Raw genomic sequence first — 18,134 nt, 5'->3', positions numbered from 1 at the left:
TTAAGAGCACTATTGGGTTGATATGGCGTCTTCCAATGTATGCTTATTCATGGTTTCAATGAATGACTGAGAGGCTTCGTAGAGGTAGTGCTTGACGTTGCAGGAACCGGTTATCCTGCACGTGTTTGTTGCTGGATCGAAGCACTCCACCATTGTCATGTTTGGTTCCAGTAATTTGATGACCTCGCCTAACTGGATTTTGTTGCCTGGTTTGGCCAGCTGCATACCGCCCCCTTTGCCTTTGAAAGATGAAACATACCCCGCTTCAACAAGGCGTAACACAATCTTCACTAAATGGTTACGGGAGATGTCATGGTATTCCGAAACCTCTTTAACACTACATAAACGCTGGGGATTTGAGGCGAGATACATGAGTGTTCTCAGGCCGTAATCCGTAAATTTTGTCAATTGCATCTTGACGCCGTATGCTCTCGTTAATAATTAGCATTTGAAATGCACATTTAAGAGGCCCATCAAATGATCAGCCAAACTACCATCGAAATTGTTAAATCTACAGCACCTATTCTTCAGGAGCATGGAGAGGTATTAACACAGCATTTTTATAAGCGTATGCTTTCGCGCAATCCAGAGGTTGCCTCTTTCTTCAATACATCCAATCAGGAGCAGGGTACTCAGCAAAGAGCTTTGGCTGGTGCTGTAACTGCATTTGCGCTGCATATTGATAATTTGGAAGTTTTGGCTGGTGCGGTTGAGTTGATCGCGCAAAAGCATGCTGCTTTGCAAATCAAGGCTGAACATTACCCTATTGTCGGTGAGAACCTGCTTGCATCCATTCAAGAAGTTTTGGGAGATGCGGCAACAGATAGCATCATCAATGCATGGGCAGAGGCTTATGGTTTTCTCTCTAGTATTTTGATTGAGCGAGAAAGCACGATTTACAAGGAAAAAGCTGATCAACCGGGTGGCTGGGATGGTTTCCGAGACTTTGAGGTTGTTAAGAAACAGGCTGAGAGCAGCAACATCACGTCATTCTACCTCAAGCCAGCAGACAAAGGTGCTTTGCCCCAATTTAAGCCGGGTCAGTACATCACAATAAGAGTACCAGACCCGAATACAGAAACCACCATGCGCAATTACAGCTTATCCGACAGGCCAGATGCAGGCTGTTTTCGTATCAGTGTGAAGAAAGAGCTTGCGTTAGGCGAGGGGCACCCGGCTGGGTACGTCTCCAACTTGCTGCACAGTCGCGTCGAAACAGGTGCAAAATTGGAACTAGCGGCTCCATGCGGAGACTTTTTTCTGAACGAAGAAGTGGAAGAAAACCGTCCGCTGGTATTGTTGGCTGCTGGTGTTGGCATTACCCCAATCCTGAGCATTCTGAAAGCGGCGCTTGTGCGAGATGGAGACAGAGAGGTTATTCTGGTTCATGCCAGTCAGAACGAGACTGTCCAGGCTTTTAAAGGTGAAATAAATGAGCTTGCGCACCAGAACCAGAACCTGAAAGTCTATTATCGCTATAGTGACGAAGAGGCTGATGGCCAGTTCCGCACGGGTAATAGTTCAACAGGTTTAGTCGATCATAGTTTTCTGGAGAATCTGTATGCTGGTCTTGAGGCGGACTATTACTTTTGTGGGCCAAAGCCGTTTATGGCTGGTCTCTACTCTAGTCTTCAGGATCGCGGCGTACCTGAGAAACAGCTCAATTTCGAGTTCTTTGGTCCAAAAGAAGATCTACTGGTGTCACATGAACATCGTGTTGAGATGGCCTAAATCAGCTCGCATTTAAGTTGAAGCAATGAACTGCTTTAGCCTTTGTTTTTGCGTCTCTTTGTCCGAAAATCGGTTCCCACTTTTCGGCGATACGCTGTAATTTCACTCCATAGAGTGATTGAACCGACTGGTTTGAAATGGATGAGCGCCCCATTCGTGGGGCGCAGTCTGGTTGACTTTAATGAGATGCCAAAAGTTATGTCCTTTTTTGGGGGGGCACACGGTACTGCTCTGTTTTAGAAAAAATAACAGATAAAGACAGTTTTCAATTGTTACGGAAACTCTTGGTTAAGGGCGTTGTGAAATAGTGCTGGGCATGTGACCATTTTTGTAATGAGTAGGTCAGTCAGTGCTAGCTACCACACGTCAGCGAAAACACTCCTATCTAAAGAATCTCCTTGTGCCGGGTATTGCCATTGGTGCGCTTTGCTACTTTGCATTTCATGCGCTCAACGGTAAGCTGGGTCTTGTGGGTCGACCACAGATTGAGCATGAGATTCTTGCGCTCGAATTGGAGCTTGATGAGTTGCGGGAAGAACGCCTGCAATTACAACGCCGTGTCATGTTGCTTGACCCGGAGAGCCTTGATCCAGACATGGTGGATGAGCGGGCTCGCGCTTCCCTTAATCTGGCGCACGTGAATGAAGTTGCAATCATGCGCAACTGAAACATCTTTGTTTAACGCTAGATTTGATGTGAGTTTGAGTTGCCTAAGAAATCTAACGGTATTTGGAGAGGTGAGTTCAGCTATCTAGAAATAGAGCTTGTTTTAGATGAGATAAACTCCATGCGCTCGCTTTCATCTAGTGGTGTCTCTTATAGTGGAGGATATCGAACCATTGATGACTGGCAAGCAGTCTTAGTGTCAATGATCGAGTTCCAAGCTCCAACACATGCACTTAAAAGTCGGATTGTAAGCGAAGCGTTGTCATCAAAAGAGCTTAGAGAAGGTTTTTTACGTAAAGAATTTGAAGGGCTCATATGTAAGTTATTTGAAAAATATAGAAATGATCCTTCCTATATATACAAAGTATTTTTCCCAATTTGGGGGGCTCCAAAATTTCTAAAAGGTGTAAAGAAGGTTAGTTTTGCAACTATTAATTTTACACCGTCAAATGAGAGTTCTTTTTTTCGGAAAGCTTGTGGTGAACGAAAAAAGCAGTACACTGAACGTGGGCTTTCAAAGTTTTTTACTAAAGACCGTCTTAGAGATCTAAGTAAGTGTAGTCTTTGTGTTGTTCATGTGCGTGCATATGATGTTAGAGATGCATATGAGCGAGCATCAGATGCTTTGTATGAAGTGTTGGGTGCCGTCAACTTAGCAAGAGATACAGCGAAGATATCTCGCCGTTCATTTCGGACAGCCGGTACACTTCCCGTTTCAGATGTTTTAATTGCTCCGCATACGACTGTGCATGATGAGAATGGTGCGCTTGCATACCAAGGGTTTTGGTTCGAAAACTGGGAGGGGGGATCAAAAGCACGCGTTCAAACCGCCGAACGAGCAAAGGCTTGGGAAGCTAGTTTTCTTAGATTGCAAAATGGAGTTCAGAGGTCGAATTGGAAGCATCTTTGTAAAAGTGCATTAATTAGACATTTTCGCGCGTTTTCAAATCCGGACTTAAATGAGTCGTTCTTGGAGGGGTGGAGGTTGTTTGAAAATGTATCAGGAGTAGATCGCGAGAAAACTGATGATCTCATTGATCGTGTCTCTAACGTGTTTGCAGATAAGGCTGAGTACAAACTACTCGGTAAGCACCTAAGGCATAGGCGTAACCAAATTGCTCATGGGCGCCCAGTCAAAGTTGATGATCAAGAGGTGTTGGCATATCAAATGCTGAATTTTATCGGACCTTTTATGGAGCATCTAATTTTGAATGAGTTTTCATTTAAATCTGAAAGGGATTTTTGGGATTTTCTCAGTTTGCCAAATGATAAGGCACAGAGGGAAAGACGAAAAAAAGATGCACAAAGAGAGTTGTTGCTTTTAGATAAAGCAGCCTATTTCCGCGGAGAAGGGTAATCGGTTTTTTGAAGTTGCAATCATGCGCAACTGAAACATCAGCGTGCATTAACTTGAATTGGGTTGATTTGATTGAATTAACCTAATTTAAGTTAACTTGAAAATATCAGTAAAATCAATATCTTAGATAAATCTCCAAGTGTTTCTGCTCATATTGGCATTCTGCGCTGTGAGCGATAGTGTGCTTTCACCAATTCACGTCACAAAGAGACGAGGCTCATGGCTGGAACTCAATCCAAGTCTTCAGGCGGTCGCGCTAAAAGTGCTACCAAAGCCCGCGGTGCGATGAAAAACGTACCTGCACTAGTAGAATTCTCCAAAGATGAAGAGCTAAACGCTTATCGCGAAATGCTCTTTATCCGTCGCTTCGAAGAAAAGGCGGGTCAGCTTTACGGTATGGGTCTGATCGGTGGCTTCTGTCACCTTTACATCGGCCAGGAAGCTGTTGTCGTTGGAATGGAGATGGCCAAGGAAAAAGGTGATCAGATGATCACTTCTTACCGTGACCATGCTCACATGCTCGCTTGCGGCATGGACCCGAACGGCGTGATGGCCGAACTGACTGGTCGCCGCGGTGGTCTGTCCAAAGGTAAGGGCGGTTCCATGCACATGTTCTCCAAAGAACAGGAGTTCTATGGCGGACACGGCATCGTGGGTGCTCAGGTCTCACTTGGTACCGGTCTTGCGTTTGCGAACCGTTATAAAGAGAACGGCAAAGTTTCCATGGCGTTCTTCGGCGATGGTGCTGCCAACCAGGGTCAGGTTTACGAGAGCTTCAACATGGCGAAGCTTTGGAACCTGCCAGTGATCTACGTCATTGAGAACAACAAGTACGGCATGGGTACCTCCATTGAACGTGCTTCTTCCACGACAGATCTTAGCCAGCGCGGTGCTTCCTTCGGCATTCCAGGTGTTCAGGTTGATGGTATGGACGTGCGCGCGGTGAAAGCTGCGACCGACTATGCGATGGAATGGTGTCGTGAAGGCAATGGTCCTTACATCCTTGAGATGATCACCTACCGCTACCGTGGCCACTCCATGTCTGACCCTGCAAAATACCGCAGTAAAGATGAAGTCCAGAAGATGCGCTCTGAGCATGACCCGATTGAACAGGTTCGTGCTCGCCTTCTTGAAAAAGAATGGGCAAGTGAGGACGATCTCAAGGCTATCGATAAGGAAGTGCGCGCTGTTGTTGCTGCTTCTGCTGAGTATGCACAGAACGATCCTGAGCCGGATCCATCTGAGCTCTACACAGATATCGTGCTCTAAGGTCGGGATAATACATTATGGCTGTTGAAATTTTAATGCCTGCGCTTTCTCCGACCATGGAAGAAGGCAAACTTGCTAAGTGGCTTAAGAAAGAAGGCGACACCGTTACTGCAGGTGACGTGATTGCTGAAATCGAGACCGACAAAGCAACCATGGAAGTGGAAGCGGTTGATGAGGGCGTGCTTGGCAAGATCCTCGTTGCTGAAGGCACCGAAGAAGTAAAAGTGAACGCACCGATTGCAGTTCTGCTGGAAGAGGGCGAAGACGCCTCTGCTGCTGACAACCTGGGCGCTACCCCTGTTGCGCCGGCGGCTGCTGAAGCACCAGCCAGGCCTGCAGCACCGGCAGCTCCTGCGGCACCGATTGTAAGCGTTGCACCTGCTGATCCGGAAATTCCTGCGGGCACAAAAATGGTGAGCATGACCGTTCGTGAAGCTTTGCGCGACGCGATGGCGGAAGAAATGCGCCGCAATGAGAACGTGTTCCTGATGGGTGAAGAAGTTGCTCAGTATCAGGGCGCATATAAGATCTCTCAGGGTCTCCTGGATGAGTTCGGCGAAAAGCGCGTGATCGACACTCCAATCACCGAGCATGGCTTTACCGGCCTTGCTGTTGGCGCTGCGATGGCAGGTTTGAACCCAATCGTTGAGTTCATGACCTTCAACTTCGCAATGCAGGCGATTGACCACATCATCAACTCTGCTGGTAAGACGCTTTACATGTCTGGCGGTCAGATGGGTGCACCAATGGTGTTCCGCGGTGCAAACGGTGCGGCTGCTCGTGTGGGTGCGCAGCACTCTCAGGACTTTGCTGCATGGTATGCTTCCATTCCGGGCCTTAAGGTTGTTCAGCCTTATACCGCTGCTGATGCGAAGGGCCTTTTGAAAGCTGCGATCCGCGACCCGAACCCGGTTGTGTTCCTTGAAAACGAGATCCTTTACGGTCAGCACTTCGATGTGCCGGATGTTGAAGATCTGGTTCTGCCAATCGGCAAGGCGAAGGTTGTTCGCGAAGGTACTGATGCGACCATGGTTTCCTGGAGCATTGGCATGACCTACGCGCTGCAGGCTGTTGATGAGCTGGCAAAGCAGGGCATTTCTGTTGAGCTGATCGATCTGCGTACCATTCGTCCGCTGGACATGGAGACTGTTCTGGCCTCCGTTCGTAAGACTGGCCGTCTGGTAACTGTAGAAGAAGCCTTCCCAATCTGTTCCGTTTCCTCTGAAATCGCTTATCAGGTTCAGAGTGAAGCCTTCGATTGGTTGGATGCGCCAGTTCTGCGCGTGACCGGTAAAGATGTTCCAATGCCATATGCAGCAAACCTTGAGAAGCTGGCTCTGCCAAACACCAAGGAAGTTATCGACGCTGTTAAGGCTGTGACCTACACCGCCTAACCGGGAGACAAGTGGTATGCCAATCAATATTCTGATGCCTGCGCTTTCTCCGACTATGGAAGAAGGCAATCTGGCCAAGTGGCTGGTTAAAGAAGGTGACGCGATTTCTGCAGGCGATGTGATTGCAGAAATTGAAACCGATAAAGCGACCATGGAAGTGGAAGCTGTCGATGAAGGCACCATCGGTAAAATCGTGGTTGCTGAAGGTGCTGAAGGCGTGAAGGTGAATGCACCGATCGCGATCCTTCTGGAAGAGGGCGAAGACGCTTCTGCGATGGATGCAGCACCTGCTGCACCAGCCGCTGCTGCTGCCCCTCAGGCTCCTGCAGCACCTGCTGCTGAAGCGGCGCCGGCACCAGTTGCAGCTCCTGCACCTGCTGCTCCGGTTGCAGCTTCTGGTGAGCGTGTGTTCTCATCCCCTCTGGCGCGCCGTCTGGCGAAACAGAATGGTCTGGACATTGCACTGATCAACGGCACCGGCCCACATGGCCGCGTTGTCAAGCGTGACGTTGATGCGGCTATTGCTGCTGGCACTGGCAAGGCTGAGGCTGCTCCGAAAGCTGCGGATGCACCGAAGGCTGCTGAAGCTCCAAAAGCTGCGCTTGCGTCTGGTCCATCTGATGAACAGACCCTGAAGTTGTTTGATGAAGACAGCTACGAGCTGGTTCCTCACGATGGCATGCGTAAGATCATTGCCAAGCGTTTGACCGAATCCAAACAGACTGTTCCACACTTCTACCTGACACTGGAGTGTGAACTGGATGCTCTGCTGGCTCTGCGGGCTCAGCTCAATGCGTCTGCACCGAAAGACGGCGACGGCAAGCCAGCTTACAAGCTGTCTGTCAACGACATGATCATCAAGGCGCATGCTTTGGCACTGAAAGCAATTCCGGCTGCCAACGCATCTTACCTTGAGAGCGGCATGGTTATGCATAAGCATGCTGACGTTGGTGTTGCTGTTTCCATCGATGGTGGCCTGATCACTCCGATCATTCGCCGCGCTGAAGAGAAAACGCTCTCCACGATCTCCATCGAGATGAAAGATCTGGCAAAGCGTGCTCGTGAGCGCAAGCTGGCTCCAACCGAATTCCAGGGCGGAACTACTTCTGTTTCCAACCTTGGCATGTTCGGCATCAAGGAATTTGCAGCGGTGATCAATCCTCCGCACGCAACCATCCTTGCTGTTGGTGCTGGTCAGAAGCGTCCAGTTGTGAAGGGCGATGAGATCGTTCCTGCGACTGTGATGTCTGTGACCCTTTCCACTGACCACCGTGCGGTGGATGGTGCGCTGGGTGCAGAGCTTCTGCAGGCCTTCAAAGGCTACATCGAAAACCCGATGTCCATGCTGGTTTAATCAGGACTTACCGGCAGAAACAGGAGCCCCTGCTTTTCTGCCGGTAAATCCAAGTGGTAGGTGTGAGCAAATAGAGTGGAGTAAGCTGAAGACCGTTTGAGCAAGGAGACCGTATGATATGGTCAAAGTTGTCGATGGCTTCACGTTTTTCAACGAACTCGATACCCTGGAAATTCGCTTGGGCGAACTTTTCGATGTGGTGGATGAGTTCATTCTTGTAGAGGCCACCAAGACCTTTACGGGACACGAAAAGCCTCTCTATTTTGCTGATAACAAGTCGCGGTTTGCACCGTTTTTGAGCAAGATCCGGCATATCATTGTCGAGGACATGCCAGAGGCACCGCAGAACGCCTGGTCGAGGGAGTACCACCAACGCGATTGCATAGAACGCGGCCTTAAAGATCTTGCGGTGAAAGATCTGATCGTTGTTTCCGACGTGGATGAAATTCCAAAGCCGGAGGCGCTGCTCAGAGCGAAAAATGACCCCAGGAGCTGTAAAAGCCTGACATTCTTTGGCGCAGATATTTTCCGATACAGACTGAATTTCAAAGATGATGTCTCGGATTTCACCTCGTGCCCGCGAATGATCAGCGCGATGTTTTTCAAAGGTGCTCAGGCTTTGCGGCGTGAGCGGGCCTTGCAGAGCAAAAGCCTCTCTCCTGTTCTCGAGGCTGCTTTGTGGCAATGGAAAGCTCTTACACGGCACAGCCGGCTTATGCGACGTCAATTGATCAGGTCTTCCAGCTGGCACTTCAGCTTTTTGGGGGACATGGACAAGGTGGTTACGAAACTTGAGGCTTACTCGCATACCGAACACATGAATGATGCCTATCTGGGCCGTGCGCAAAGAACGCTGGACCGTCTGGATGCGGGTGATGGCAGAGGAAAGCTGATCGCTAAGGACAGCGGAGAACTGCCCGACTACGTTTTGGAGAACTTTTCCAAGTTCTCCCACCTTTATGTGGAGCCTCAAGCTCCTTGATGCCGATTTGGCGAGGTTAAAGAGATGAGTGGCAACGCCTACGACGTGATTATCATTGGTTCTGGTCCTGGTGGCTATGTAACCGCAATCCGCTCCGCGCAGCTTGGTTTCAAGACCGCGATTGTCGAGCGTGAACATATGGGCGGTATCTGCCTGAACTGGGGCTGTATCCCAACCAAAGCGCTGCTGCGTTCTGCTGAGATCTACCATTACATGCAGCACGGCAAAGACTACGGTCTTTCCGCTGAAGGCGTGAGCTTTGACGCTTCTGCTGTTGTGAAGCGCTCCCGTGGTGTTTCCGGCCAGCTCAATGGCGGTATCGGCTTCCTGATGAAGAAGAACAAAGTGGACATCATCTGGGGTGAAGCAAAGCTCACCAAACCGGGTGAGATCGCTGTTGGGCCTTCTTCCAAAGACGCTATGCAGCCACAGCACCCAACACCTAAGGGTGTGAAGGGCCACGGCACTTATTCCGCCAAGCACGTTATTGTTGCAACTGGTGCGAAGCCGCGCGTCATTCCGGGTCTTGAGCCTGACAAAGAAAACATCTGGACCTATTTCGAAGCGATGGTTCCTTCAAGCATGCCTAAATCCATTGTTGTGATGGGTTCCGGCGCGATCGGTATCGAGTTTGCATCTTTCTATAAGACAATGGGCGTTGACGTGACCGTTGTTGAAATGATGTCGACCATTATGCCGGTTGAAGATCCTGAAATCTCCGCGATTGCGAAAAAACAGATGGAGAAGCAGGGCATCAAGTTTGTGATGGAAGCGAAGGTTTCCAAGGTTGTTAAGGGTAGCGGTCAGGTGACTGCGACTGTTGAGACCAAAGACGGCAAGACGCAGGAAATCACCGCTGAGAAGCTGATCTCCGCTGTTGGCGTTGTTGGTAACATAGAGAACCTTGGCCTTGAAGCGCTTGGCATCAAGACAGACCGTGGCTGTATCGTGACTGACGGCTTCAGCCGCACCAACGTTCCTGGCGTTTATGCGATTGGTGACGTTGCTGGTCCTCCAATGCTGGCGCACAAGGCTGAGCATGAAGGCGTGATCTGCATTGAGAAGATCTCCGGCCTTGATGTTCACCCGATGAAGAGCGAGCAGATTCCGGGCTGTACCTACTGTAACCCGCAGGTGGCTTCTGTTGGTCTGACCGAACAGCGTGCGAAAGATGCTGGTTATGAGCTGCGTGTTGGTCGTTTCCCGTTCATGGGTAACGGTAAGGCGATTGCTCTTGGTGAGCCTGAAGGTCTGGTTAAGACGATCTTTGACAAGAAGACCGGTCAGCTGCTGGGTGCCCACATGGTTGGCGCTGAAGTGACCGAACTCATTCAGGGTTTCGTCGTTGCTATGGGTCTTGAGACCACCGAAGAAGAGCTGATGCACACTGTCTTCCCGCATCCGACCCTTTCCGAAATGATGAAGGAAAGTGTTCTTGACGCCTACGGACGCGCTCTAAATATGTAAATCAAATCCCTCTCACTGGAATTTTACCAGTGAGAGGGACTTAATTTTTCCCGGGTACTCTTCTTATCAAAAAGGAGAAGAGCCGTGGACTTTATGAAATCGATCATATGGCTGGTGACATCAGCCGTTTGTGCCGTTGTAGCTACTGTGCTGGTGATGGCTACAGTTGGCGGAGAGTTCGCTGTATTGATTATAGCCGGATTTCTCGGTGGTATTTCAGGGGTTTACCTGTTCGAATTTGCGGATGTGGAAGTTTCCCTGGGGAATGAATATCTCGACCAGGCGGTCGTTGCGATGGTTGGCGCCATTGCGTTTGCTCTGATTGCCTCACTGATTGGTGGGGATGCAATTGGCTTTGAATAGGCGTGGTCCTGAGGCGCGGAACTGACTGAACACCAGTGTCTGGCATTGAGAGATGCTTCATTTCCTGTTATGGACCACTAAACTTATAAGAGACAGCGACACTGACCCTTAAGGCAAGTGTGCAGCAAAGTCTCGGACCTGACGGAACTGATATGGTTACACTGGTAAATACACTCGATCCTAATCATAAAAGCCAAACGGCGTCTGCAATGCAGGAAAAAGAGCGTCCGCGCCATCCGGAAAAAGCGCATCGCCCGGATAATCCTGTTCAGCGAAAGCCAAAATGGATCCGTGTTAAGGCGCCCACTTCTCCTGTCTACAAAGAGACCCACGAGCTGGTTCGCAAGAACAACCTCGTTACGGTTTGTGAAGAAGCTGGTTGCCCGAATATCGGTGAGTGCTGGTCCAAGAAGCATGCGAGCTTCATGATCCTGGGTGATACCTGTACCCGTGCCTGTGCGTTTTGTAACGTGCGTACCGGGATGCCTGGCCCAGTTGATCAAAATGAGCCTGAAAGCATTGGTAAAGCTGTTGCGTCCATGGGGCTGGAACACGTTGTGATCACCTCTGTGGACCGTGATGATCTTGACGATGGCGGTGCGACGCACTTTGCCAACGTGATTGCTGCGATCCGTAAAGCCTCTCCAAAAACAACTATTGAAGTGCTGACGCCTGATTTCCTTCGTAAGGAAGGCGCGGTTGAGATTGTTGTTGCGGCCAAGCCTGACGTGTTTAACCACAACATGGAAACGGTTCCTTCCAATTATCTGAAGGTTCGTCCGGGCGCACGCTACTTCCACTCCATCCGCCTGCTACAGCGGGTTAAGGAGATTGATCCTGAGATGTTCACCAAATCCGGCATCATGGTTGGTCTGGGTGAGGAGCGCAACGAAGTGCTTCAGTTGATGGATGATCTGCGTGTTGCTGATGTGGACTTCCTGACCGTTGGCCAGTACCTGCAGCCAACCAAGAAGCACCATCCGGTGATGAACTTCCCAACACCAGACGAGTTCAAGGCCTATGAGAAGATTGCTTACGCAAAAGGCTTCCTGAAGGTTTCCGCGAACCCACTGACCCGCTCTTCCCACCACGCTGGCGAAGACTTTGCCGAGCTGAAAGCAGCCCGTAAGGCAAAACAGGGCAACTAAGCACTGGTTCCAACCTACGAGTTTCTAAGAGCGTCACACGACATGGTGTGACGCTTTTTTTGTTTATGGGGGGCTACAGCTCGTTTTAGTCGCCTGAATAGGCTGGGGTTCGGCGTTCTATCCAGGCGTTGAGGCCTTCGTGGATGTCATTGGTGGTGACCATTTGGGTGAATTGGGTGGCTTCGATTTGGAGGCCTTCGGCGATGGTTGTGTTGAGGGCGCGGGTGACTGCGGTGAGGATGCGGGCGGCGGCGAGTGGGGAGTGGCGCAGGATGCGTTCTGCCAGAGCGAAGGCTTCTGGCAGCAAATCGTCGTGAGGGACGACCTTGTTGATGAGGCCAAGTTCGTAGGCGCGTTCCGGGCCAAAGGGATCTCCTGTGAGCAGCAATTCCAGTGCGCGCTTGCGACCTGCCAGACGGGGCAGGCGCTGGGTGCCTCCGAAGGTGGGGGGGATGCCGATGTTGATCTCTGGTTTGGCAAAGACGGCGCGATCTGAGGCGATTGCCAGATGGGCGGCCTCTGTGATTTCGCAGCCGCCGCCAAACGCGATGCCGTTGACGGCGACGATGATGGGTTTGGTGAAGTTCTCGATGCGGCTGGTCATGGTCTGGCCGCGGCCTACGAATTCTTTGACGGCTACATCTGTCCCTTTGGTGACACTCTGGGAGAATTCGTAAATGTCACCACCAGCGGAGAATGCCCGTTCTCCGGCTCCTGTCAGGATGACTGCGCTGATTTTGGGGTCATCTTCGATCCGGTTCAGAAGCTCCAGAAGGCGGTCGTTGGTCTGGTAGTTCAGTGCGTTGAGCTTTTGCGGACGGTTGAGGGTGAGCAGGGCGATGCGGTCTCTGACTTCAAACAGAACGAGCTTTTTCATGGTCTTTCCCTTGGTTCACTATGGATTGACTTGAGGGTAGGAGTGCCGCACTCTTCAGTAAACTCACTGGTTAGTATACATGGCTCAGAAAACTCCTCAGGGGACCCGCGATCGCATTTTAGATGCTGCAAACAAGCTGTTTTACGGTGAGGGCATTCGTGCTGTCAGTGTGGATGCTGTTGCTGAGAAAGCGGGTATCACCAAGAAAACGCTCTACTACCATTTCAAAAGCAAAGATGATCTGGTGACTGAATACCTTATCTCCCGAGACCAACCCAATCTGGAAGCCTTTGCGACGTGGTTTGATGAGGCGGAGGGAAGCACTGCGGACAAGACGGCTGCGATTTTTCTGCGTGTTGCGGAAAACGCCCGGCATCCAAAATGGAAGGGATGTGGTTTCATTCGCACAGCTGCAGAACTTGCCAACATGCCGGGACATCCAGCTGTTGTGGTGGGGGCAAAGCACAAGAAGAAGTTTGAGGCCTGGCTGGCGCAGCGATATGAGCTTGTTGGAGTGAAGGAGCCTGAAGTGTTGGCGCGCCGTGTGGTGTTGCTGATGGAAGGGGCGTTTTCAACCCTGCTTATTCATCGTGACCCTGCTTATGCGGAGGACGCGGCTGATACGGCAAGATGCCTTGTTGAGTTGCAGGGGACATCTTAGTTGGATCGGCATATGAGCGCCCCCTTTATGATGTGAGGCGCTCCTTCAGGAGCCTGCTTCAGCTCAGTTGGTTGCCAATGCTCTGGTGGTGTGCATGTTTTGCAGCCACGTGGTGATGTAGGACAGGCTTTCTTCCCAATTGTCTTCCAGCATGATGTCGTGTCCGGCATGGGGCACGATCTTGTGAGTTGCCTCATAGAGCGCTGAAGAGTGCAGGGAACGGTTGAACGGAATGATGGCGTCTTCGCTGGCTGTGAGCCACAGTTTGGGTGTTTCGTCATCCAGCGGTGGAAACCATTGCGGTGGGCGGTGTTGGAAGAGCACGACGTCGGATTCTGGCCCGAGCTGGCTCTGAATGTACTGCGCAACCGGGGTTGAGCGTTCTGCAAGGAACCATTTTGCTACGACTTTGGGTGATCTGAACTGGAACTTATATCCCAGGAACGGAGACAGCGCTGTTCCGAGCCAATCGATGGACATGGCGTTTTTCAAGCAGTCTTGCATGACATCAATGGCTGTCCATGAGGCGACAAAAACGGCTGCTTTTAGTCCGCCGACATGCTTCAGATACCATTGCACCAAAGCACCACCCATGCTGTGGCCGATCAGAACGGCTGGTTGGTCGTGGCGGGCGACCTCCTCGTGCACAAAACGGAGGTAGTAGCCCAATGTGGCTTCTGCTGTGGGGCGTTGCTCCGGTGAATGTCCGTGGCCGGGCAGGCTGATGGCGACACTCTCCCAGCCGGATTCTGCGAGTTTTTCCTGATAGTTTTTCCAGCACCATGCACCATGCCACATGCCGTGAATGAAGATGAGCGGAGTTTTGTGCTTGGCTTGATGGGGAATGTATCTGATGCGTTCAATGCCGTTTTCGACCACCGTTATCTTATGATATTTGGCGGTTTCTTCGCGGCTGATGACCTGCACAGGGGTGTCTGTAAGAGTATTAGTGGTTTTGAGGTAATCTTCTTTTCCGCCTTCCTTGGCGAGGCGGGGAATTTTAAAAGGACTAAGCATTGGGTCTGCTTTCAAAAGGAGCTAAGTATTAGCGCATAGTGTAGAATTGAGTTTTAAGTACTGACCTGAGTTTTGAGAATGAAACGGTTGCGTTAGATCGTCGCGGTATATTTGCGACGTGAAAATTTATGATGCTTTTGGCTCACAGCGGCCTACTTGATGAAAGGAAACCTGAAAAATTTCTTGGCAAATCGAAAAAGGTCGCTTAGAGCATCCTGAAGAATTTTTGAAAAACTAGAAGAAAAAGAACGCGAGCATATGCCGTCTTTTGAAAGCACACACCGGGTTCAGCACAGTGCTGATGATATGTTTGATCTGGTTGCAGATGTGGAGCAGTACCCTCAGTTTGTGCCTTTGTGTCAAGCATTACGTGTGCGTGGACGCCGGAAGATTGATGACCACCGTGAAATGATGGTGGCGGATATGACTGTGGCTTACAAGGTTTTTAAAGAGACGTTTGCCAGCCGTGTGACCCTTGATCGTGAGGCGAGTAAAATTACGGTTGAGTATCTGGATGGCCCGTTTCGCCATCTGGAAAATGTCTGGAGCTTCGATCCGGTTTCCGAGAAGGAATGTGATGTGAGCTTCTATATCAATTATGAGTTTAAGAGCAGGACACTTGGCACCATGATGGGTGCTATGTTCGACCGCGCCTTCCGCAAATTCTCCAGCGCCTTTGAAGACCGCGCCGATAAAATCTACGGCACCTAAAAATCTGAAATCTGATGCTAGCTAAAATCGGGTTTTGCTGAATAATTTAAATATATTCCATAATTACTAGGATGATCCATTTTCTCGTGTGGGCTATCGTAAGGTCTTAAGGTGTTGCTTTAATCCTGCAGGGAAGAGGTCAACGCCATCCGGGGTGAGCTCTTCGGGATCGAACCAGCGTGCGGTGATTTCTGTTCCGCTGTCTTCCTGAAATGTGATCGCTTCCTGTGTGGTGAATGCCTCTGGCGGGAATGTTACATTTGCGATGAATAGGATCTCGTGGCCTGTCTGGCCTTCGTGTTCATAGATGTTTTCCATGACAACGGGATCGCCAGAGATGGTGACCTGGATGTTCAGTTCTTCTTTGAACTCTCTGATCAGAGCGGTCTGCCAATCTTCGCCAAACTCAACAGTGCCGCCAAGAGGGCGGACGCCTTTGAGGTTGCCTGCGTCATCATAGACTTCTGCTGCCAGCAGGCGGTTGTTGCGCCAGTGCAGGCCGAGAGATTTCACCCTGATCGTTTGTGCTGGTCGCCAAATATGCATTTCGCCGCTGCTCCTTCATGCAAAATATTCATGTACAAAGAGCAGCCGAATAGGACGCATTGGTGCTGATCAGTCGGTTGTTTTCAGGTCTTCCGGCATTTCTTTGGCTGAAAGACCTCGGAGAAACCGCTTAATTCTTGTCGCGATTGTTCAGGAACTGGCTCAGGCGGGAGCCTCTGTTCTCATAGTTTTTGGAGATTTCGGCTTCAGCCTGTTCAGGAGTGAGGCCATTGCGCATGACGAAAGTGCGCCGAATTGCCTGAAAGCGGTTGGTGAGTTCCTTATCCGGGTCACCGTGCTCCATGGTCTTTTCAAGAGAAGCGTAAATACCAACGTCTTTGAGGTTTAGCTGTGTTGTTGGTTTGGTGCACAGAACCACCCAGCCATAGCCCTGGTTTACTTCAAGGCGGATCTTGTGGCCGAGTTGTTCTTCCCACTTTGTCCAGGCAACGGAGTAAGGGCGTACCCAATAGGACTGGCCGCACAGGCGCAGCTCCTTATAGCCGCCGCGTGGCATTTTCTGTACTTCGTGAGAGCCGATGAACTCGTCATCGAGCCCTCTTGAAATGAGGAATACATCTGATGCCGCAAATGCTGAAGTGCTCAAGCACATGCCCAAAAACAAACTAGCAATAATTCTCATGGGTATACCGTGACATTCCGTTGTAAATTTAAAACAGATTTTATCTAAGTTTTCTTAGAATGTCTTAAAGTAGTAGTGCCTACCTGGTGCCCTTTTAACGAGAAGGTAAATTTCGATTAGCTGTTTTCAATAAAATTTTCTAATAATTTTAATGCTTGTACCAGTGCCTGGAAGCGTATTCCCTCGCGTCCGGTGTTCTCAAAGAGGCATTGCACGTGCTTGGTTTCCTCGGTGTCTGCAGCGAAGCCAAAGTGGACAAGTCCGACGGGTTTGTCTTTGGTGCCGCCGTCCGGGCCAGCAATGCCAGTGATGGAAACGGCCACGTTGGCGCTGGAGCAGAATAGGGCGCCACTTGCCATGGCCTTGGCGACTTCGCTGCTGACCGCGCCGTAGCTCATGAGCAGGTCAACCGGAACGCCGATCATCTCGTGCTTGGCTTCATTGGAATAGGTGACAAAGCCGCGATCAAGCACAGCAGAAGAGCCGGGCACTTCTGTCAGCAGGCCTGCAAGCAGGCCGCCGGTGCAGCTCTCTGCTGTGGTGATTTTGATATTTTTTTCAGCGTATCTGGAGACGAGAACGCGTGCTCTTTCCTTAAGGCTGAGGATGTCGGTCATGGTTCTCTCCCATTGATTTTTGGCGGCGTTCAGTCTTCGAACGGAAGCCGGATGGTTGCGCAGGCTTGCGCGGCAATGCCTTCTTGGCGACCGGTGAAGCCCAGCTTTTCGGAGGTGGTTGCTTTCACAGCCACACGGCCAATGGGCAGGTCGCAGATCTGCGCGATCTGTTGGCGCATTTCTTCCCGGTGCGGGCCGATTTTTGGAGCTTCACAGATCAGCGTTAAATCCAAGTGTGCGATCATGCCGCCGCGCTTGTGAACCCGGTCTATTGCGTATTTTAGGAACTGGTCAGAGGCTGCGCCTTTCCACTGCATGTCGGAGGGCGGAAAGTGTGAGCCGATGTCGCCGTCTGCCAGGGCGCCGAAGATGGCATCCGTCAAAGCGTGTAAGCCAACATCAGCATCAGAATGGCCTTTGAGTTTTTGGGTGTGCGGGATGGAAATGCCGCCGAGAATGACGGCGTCACCGTCTTCAAATGCGTGTACGTCGTAGCCGGTTCCAACGCGAATGTCGCCAAGGTCTGCGAGTTGTTTCATGGCGATCTGTTCCTGTGCGTTCGTCATGTCTTTGAGTGTGGTGAGTTTGATGTTTTGCGGGTCGCCTGCCGTAATGGTGACAGGTTTGCCTTGCCATTCAATAAGGGCCGTATCATCGGTGAAACTGTCGATGTTTTGGTTGATGGCTTGCTGATGAGCTTCCCAGATAAGTTGATAAGGGAAGGCCTGCGGTGTTTGGGCTGCCCACAGGTGGGTGCGATCGACGGTTTCCAGAACCTGCTGGTCTGCGTTCGCTCGCTTCAATGTATCAGCCACCGGCACAGCTGGGAGCGCGGCTTGCGCGCTATTTTGCAGGGCTGTGATGGCATCTTCAAGCACAGCGGGTGTGATGAAGGGGCGGGCGGCGTCGTGGATCAGGACGTAGTCCGGGGCGTGCTCTTCCAGTGCTTTGAGGCCGCAGGCTACAGATACCTGTCGTGTAGCTCCGCCTGTGACGGGTTTGATCAGGCGATTGTCTGTCAGCGTGCTTGCGGCCTCTTGATAGGCCTCAGCGTCTTCTGCGTGGATGACAGGGAGGACAATGTCGACCTGTGAGGCGGATAAAATTGCTTCCAGTGTTCTTTGCAGGACAGTCTTTCCGCCGAGGTCCCGGTATTGCTTTGGGCTGCTGTCATTTTGCGTCGACATGCGTGAACCGCGTCCGGCTGCAACTATGATACATGCAATTTTTTCAGTGGACTGCAAAACTGGATCACCTGATTGAGTTGAAGCTGCTCCCTTATGCCAAGAGGCGTGAGCGGCTGCGTGGAAACCGTGTTGGTGAGGGTTTTG

At 50.8% G+C, this 18,134-nt stretch carries 19 protein-coding genes; 12 read left to right on the top strand and 7 right to left on the bottom strand.

Annotation, left to right across the window (positions count from 1 at the left end; translation table 11 throughout):
* Positions 1-9: 9 nt before the first annotated feature.
* Positions 10-414 carry an Rrf2 family transcriptional regulator gene (locus PsAD26_RS16305; protein ID WP_063311284.1) on the bottom strand — a complete coding sequence of 135 codons (405 nt, stop codon included), beginning with the start codon at positions 412-414 and terminating at the stop codon, positions 10-12.
* A 63-nt stretch (positions 415-477) separates the two neighbouring features.
* Here PsAD26_RS16305 and hmpA point away from each other — a divergent pair, with 63 nt between their 5' ends.
* From hmpA to lipA, 10 genes are all read left to right on the top strand, one after another.
* A complete protein-coding gene (gene hmpA, locus PsAD26_RS16300; RefSeq protein WP_063311283.1) occupies positions 478-1,731 on the top strand; it encodes an NO-inducible flavohemoprotein in 1,254 nt (417 codons plus the stop codon).
* 349 nt (positions 1,732-2,080) lie between these two features.
* Positions 2,081-2,398, top strand: a complete 318-nt coding sequence (locus PsAD26_RS16295; RefSeq protein WP_208860485.1) for a septum formation initiator family protein — start codon at positions 2,081-2,083, stop codon at positions 2,396-2,398.
* A gap of 39 nt (positions 2,399-2,437) precedes the next feature.
* Positions 2,438-3,754 carry a hypothetical protein gene (locus PsAD26_RS16290; RefSeq protein WP_153041513.1) on the top strand — a complete coding sequence of 439 codons (1,317 nt, stop codon included), beginning with the start codon at positions 2,438-2,440 and terminating at the stop codon, positions 3,752-3,754.
* A gap of 219 nt (positions 3,755-3,973) precedes the next feature.
* A complete protein-coding gene (gene pdhA, locus PsAD26_RS16285) occupies positions 3,974-5,023 on the top strand; it encodes a pyruvate dehydrogenase (acetyl-transferring) E1 component subunit alpha (protein WP_063311281.1) in 1,050 nt (349 codons plus the stop codon).
* A gap of 17 nt (positions 5,024-5,040) precedes the next feature.
* Positions 5,041-6,417, top strand: coding sequence for a pyruvate dehydrogenase complex E1 component subunit beta (locus PsAD26_RS16280; RefSeq protein ID WP_063311280.1), 1,377 nt, complete (start codon positions 5,041-5,043; stop codon positions 6,415-6,417).
* A 16-nt stretch (positions 6,418-6,433) separates the two neighbouring features.
* Positions 6,434-7,771, top strand: a complete 1,338-nt coding sequence (locus tag PsAD26_RS16275; RefSeq protein WP_063288849.1) for a pyruvate dehydrogenase complex dihydrolipoamide acetyltransferase — start codon at positions 6,434-6,436, stop codon at positions 7,769-7,771.
* Between the two features lie 118 nt (positions 7,772-7,889).
* Positions 7,890-8,753: an N-acetylglucosaminyltransferase gene (locus PsAD26_RS16270; RefSeq protein WP_063311279.1), complete on the top strand. Its 864-nt coding sequence runs from the start codon at positions 7,890-7,892 to the stop codon at positions 8,751-8,753.
* A 24-nt stretch (positions 8,754-8,777) separates the two neighbouring features.
* Complete coding sequence (gene lpdA, locus PsAD26_RS16265) at positions 8,778-10,220, top strand: dihydrolipoyl dehydrogenase (protein WP_063311278.1); 1,443 nt, start codon at positions 8,778-8,780, stop codon at positions 10,218-10,220.
* A gap of 93 nt (positions 10,221-10,313) precedes the next feature.
* Positions 10,314-10,583, top strand: coding sequence for a hypothetical protein (locus PsAD26_RS16260; protein WP_244278253.1), 270 nt, complete (start codon positions 10,314-10,316; stop codon positions 10,581-10,583).
* Between the two features lie 152 nt (positions 10,584-10,735).
* Positions 10,736-11,731, top strand: a complete 996-nt coding sequence (gene lipA / locus PsAD26_RS16255; RefSeq protein WP_063311276.1) for a lipoyl synthase — start codon at positions 10,736-10,738, stop codon at positions 11,729-11,731.
* Between the two features lie 85 nt (positions 11,732-11,816).
* Here lipA and PsAD26_RS16250 read toward each other — a convergent pair whose 3' ends face one another.
* Entirely contained in the window at positions 11,817-12,608 is a 792-nt protein-coding gene (locus PsAD26_RS16250; RefSeq protein ID WP_063311275.1) for a crotonase/enoyl-CoA hydratase family protein, read from the bottom strand.
* A 79-nt stretch (positions 12,609-12,687) separates the two neighbouring features.
* Here PsAD26_RS16250 and PsAD26_RS16245 point away from each other — a divergent pair, with 79 nt between their 5' ends.
* Positions 12,688-13,269, top strand: a complete 582-nt coding sequence (locus tag PsAD26_RS16245) for a TetR/AcrR family transcriptional regulator (protein ID WP_063311274.1) — start codon at positions 12,688-12,690, stop codon at positions 13,267-13,269.
* 63 nt (positions 13,270-13,332) lie between these two features.
* Here the strand turns inward: PsAD26_RS16245 and PsAD26_RS16240 are convergent, their stop codons facing one another.
* Complete coding sequence (locus PsAD26_RS16240) at positions 13,333-14,286, bottom strand: alpha/beta fold hydrolase (protein ID WP_063311273.1); 954 nt, start codon at positions 14,284-14,286, stop codon at positions 13,333-13,335.
* Between the two features lie 258 nt (positions 14,287-14,544).
* On the opposite strand from PsAD26_RS16240, the gene PsAD26_RS16235 reads away from it, so the two are divergent.
* A complete protein-coding gene (locus PsAD26_RS16235) occupies positions 14,545-14,997 on the top strand; it encodes a type II toxin-antitoxin system RatA family toxin (protein ID WP_082597188.1) in 453 nt (150 codons plus the stop codon).
* Positions 14,998-15,090: 93 nt separating this feature from the next.
* Here PsAD26_RS16235 and PsAD26_RS16230 read toward each other — a convergent pair whose 3' ends face one another.
* From PsAD26_RS16230 to PsAD26_RS16215, 4 genes are all read right to left on the bottom strand, one after another.
* Complete coding sequence (locus tag PsAD26_RS16230) at positions 15,091-15,543, bottom strand: NUDIX hydrolase (RefSeq protein ID WP_063311272.1); 453 nt, start codon at positions 15,541-15,543, stop codon at positions 15,091-15,093.
* A 130-nt stretch (positions 15,544-15,673) separates the two neighbouring features.
* Positions 15,674-16,156, bottom strand: a complete 483-nt coding sequence (locus PsAD26_RS16225) for a hypothetical protein (RefSeq protein ID WP_244278252.1) — start codon at positions 16,154-16,156, stop codon at positions 15,674-15,676.
* Positions 16,157-16,302: 146 nt separating this feature from the next.
* Complete coding sequence (locus PsAD26_RS16220; RefSeq protein WP_063311271.1) at positions 16,303-16,803, bottom strand: CinA family protein; 501 nt, start codon at positions 16,801-16,803, stop codon at positions 16,303-16,305.
* A 29-nt stretch (positions 16,804-16,832) separates the two neighbouring features.
* Positions 16,833-18,047: a bifunctional 2-C-methyl-D-erythritol 4-phosphate cytidylyltransferase/2-C-methyl-D-erythritol 2,4-cyclodiphosphate synthase gene (locus tag PsAD26_RS16215; RefSeq protein ID WP_193758299.1), complete on the bottom strand. Its 1,215-nt coding sequence runs from the start codon at positions 18,045-18,047 to the stop codon at positions 16,833-16,835.
* Between the last annotated feature and the right edge of the window lie 87 nt (positions 18,048-18,134).

Origin of the sequence: Pseudovibrio sp. Ad26 (assembly GCF_001623285.1) — a bacterium.
Classification (GTDB): Bacteria; Pseudomonadota; Alphaproteobacteria; order Rhizobiales; family Stappiaceae; genus Pseudovibrio; species Pseudovibrio ascidiaceicola.
Note: the sequence above shows the minus strand (reverse complement) of the source record. Positions and strands in the feature narration are given on the sequence as shown.